This window comes from Pseudoflavonifractor capillosus, from assembly GCF_016902575.1.
Classification (GTDB): domain Bacteria; phylum Bacillota; class Clostridia; order Oscillospirales; family Oscillospiraceae; genus Enterenecus; species Enterenecus capillosus_A.
On the sequence record NZ_JACSNZ010000090.1, the window covers coordinates 1 to 2,469 of the forward strand.

The 2,469-nt window shown below is 52.9% G+C and carries 5 protein-coding genes; 4 read left to right on the forward strand and 1 reads right to left on the reverse strand.

The genetic code is table 11. From position 1 onward, the window contains the following. Positions 1 to 492, reverse strand: a 492-nt coding sequence (locus tag H9X86_RS11850; RefSeq protein WP_204901705.1) for a hypothetical protein, incomplete at its 3' end; no start/stop codon positions are given. 149 nt (positions 493 to 641) lie between these two features. Here H9X86_RS11850 and H9X86_RS11855 point away from each other — a divergent pair. The 4 genes from H9X86_RS11855 to mobL form a co-directional block, all read left to right on the forward strand. Then, on the forward strand, positions 642 to 857 hold the full coding sequence (locus tag H9X86_RS11855) for a helix-turn-helix domain-containing protein (RefSeq protein ID WP_204901706.1): 216 nt from the start codon (positions 642 to 644) through the stop codon (positions 855 to 857). A 2-nt stretch (positions 858 to 859) separates the two neighbouring features. Beyond that, a complete protein-coding gene (locus tag H9X86_RS12575) occupies positions 860 to 1,531 on the forward strand; it encodes a helix-turn-helix domain-containing protein (RefSeq protein WP_243416956.1) in 672 nt (223 codons plus the stop codon). 302 nt (positions 1,532 to 1,833) lie between these two features. Next, positions 1,834 to 2,253 carry a hypothetical protein gene (locus H9X86_RS11865; RefSeq protein ID WP_204901707.1) on the forward strand — a complete coding sequence of 140 codons (420 nt, stop codon included), beginning with the start codon at positions 1,834 to 1,836 and terminating at the stop codon, positions 2,251 to 2,253. Then, on the forward strand, positions 2,241 to 2,469 hold a 229-nt coding region (gene mobL, locus H9X86_RS11870), incomplete at its 3' end, for a relaxase MobL (RefSeq protein ID WP_346011472.1). The genes H9X86_RS11865 and mobL, both read left to right, overlap by 13 nt.

The window sequence follows — 2,469 nt, forward strand, 5'->3', positions numbered from 1 at the left end:
GTAACGCTGGTAGCGGTCGATCTGCTTGCGGTAGTACAGCCATTTTTCTCTGCGGCTGCCAGGATAGATGAGAAGTTGTGGGGGAATGGTTTGGTTCTCTTCCTCCTGCACTGCTGCAGCTTCCCACTGCTCCGGGGCTACCATGCGGCAGTCCATCTCCTCCTCTGGAAGGAAAGAGAACTGCTCAGTGTACTGCTGGGCTTCTTGAAAAAGCTGCTGGTCATCCTGCAGCAGGATTTGAAATACCCGGTACTTGCTCAACTGACTGCGCAGTTCCATCAGACAGCCGTTCAGTTCCCACCAGATGCCACGGTCCTGCATGCTCTCGTACTGCTTGGCCAGGGACAAGATATGCTGGAGTTGGTCATGGAAAGGGGCGTACTCCCTGGGACCCAGGTTCAAAATATCCGTGGTCAGTTCCCCGGCATCAAACAGCGTTCCACCGTATTCGATTGTGCTGCCGTGAATGTAAAATACGATATTTCCATCCAAAGAACATCACCACCACCGAAAATTGTCCCACCTGGAAAATAATTGGTCACACCTTTTTCTCAGTCTAACAAAATCTCCGACACAATACAAGCAGAAGGGCATCAGCGCCGTCGCTGGTGTCCTTACTTTTTTGTAAAGGGGAATTCAAAATGAAACAATCCATGTACAAGCACTACGACGACCTGCCGCTGTTTCTCAATTCAGAAACAGTGGCAAAAACATTGGGTGTCTCATCATCCAGTGCTTACGAGTTGATGCACGAACCCGGCTTCCCGGTACTGCGAGTGGGCAGCCGCATAGTGGTACCCAAGGAACAGTTCATCCAATGGGTAGTGGAACACACGGAAGGAGGTGATCGCAACTGAATTTGTCTTTGTACCAGCGTGATCCCCGGCGGCATCGCTTCTCAATCCCCAATGAAATTTGGAAGTGGAATCTGAAACCCCAGGCCTTCGCTACCTTCACCTATCTCTGCTATCTCCATACCCACGGAAAAAAATCTGTCCCGCCCACTGCGGACGAGATTGCATCTAAGCTACACATGAGCAAGGACATGGCCGCAGAGCAACTCACGGAGCTCAGGCAACGTGGTCTGCTGGATCAACACATGGTTCCGGTGTACAAGAATACCGGGAAGAATTTTTTCTCTCTGCCCAATGAATTATTCTTCCTAAATCTCGGTCACGGAGCCATCGCCGTCTACGCCTACCTGCTCTACTGCGAGAACCGACACACCCACCAGTGCCATCCCAGCTACCGAACCATTGCTGCTGCAGTACATCTCACGGTGGCTACCGTGATGAAGCACATTGCAAAACTGGAGGACCGACAGCTCATCTCTGTGGAACACACCAGCTACCTGGACAGCCACGGCATGAAATGGAACGGCAACAACCAGTACACCATCCTCCCCATCCAAATCACATTGGACTGTTACTACCAGCAGCAGATGGACCAGCTGGAGAAACAGCAAAAGTGGCAGCAGGCGCAAAAGTGCCTGGGACGAAATCCAGAGAAAGCCCCGTGTGCCCCGCTGTGAGGGGCTGTGTGGGCGATTGCAGGGCTGGGGAAGGCCATGCCTCGCCCAGGCAAAGGAGGGGCAAATTTGCCCCCTTTGGGGCGGAAATGGCGGATGCGGGGCCTGGACTAACGAGAAGCAGGATAAAGGCCGGGGGTCATCCGGCCAGTCACAACTGCCCGCAGTGCGGGCAGTTTCAAGGGTTTCCGGGGTTTCAAACATGGGGTCAAACCTTGAGAGGTACGGAAATTCTGCGGTCGTTATCCCGAAACCCTTACTCCCACAACAAAAATATTGGGGTCAATACCCCGAAAGGAAGGAATATGAGCAAAAAAGAAAAGTTTCCTCTCTATCTCACACCAGAGAAAAAAGCACTTCTGGAACGGCGACATGCGGAGGATGGCAGCCGAAGCATTACTGGCTTTATCGAAAACGCCATTGACTTTTACCTGGACTATCTCAGCGCCAACAACGCCGGATTGTTTCTCCCCACCTCGGTTCAATCCTATCTGGACGGCAGACTGGATCAACTGGAGAACCGCATCTCCGCTCTGCTCTTCAAGCAGGCGGTGGAACTGGACATGGGGCTGAGTACTCTGGTGGACTGCGTTCAACTGGATGAAGAATACCTGGAGCGACAGCGCTCCAACAGCATTGCCAATGTGAAGCGCACCAATGGTCGGCTACGACTGGAGGAGAAGGTGCGAGACGCCAACGGGAGTGAGGACGAGTGGCAAGACTGATTGTCAAAAGCCCATACATCAAGTGCAACGGTAGCCAAGGTGCAACTGGTTACATGAAGTACATTGCCACACGAGAACGGGTGGAGATCCTACCCGATGACCGCCCACCCACACGCAAGCAGGAGCAGCTGATCACAAAACTGTCCAAAGACTTCCCTGGAGTGAAAGAGCTGCTGGAGTACGGAGACTACACCCAGCATCCCACCAAGGCCAACG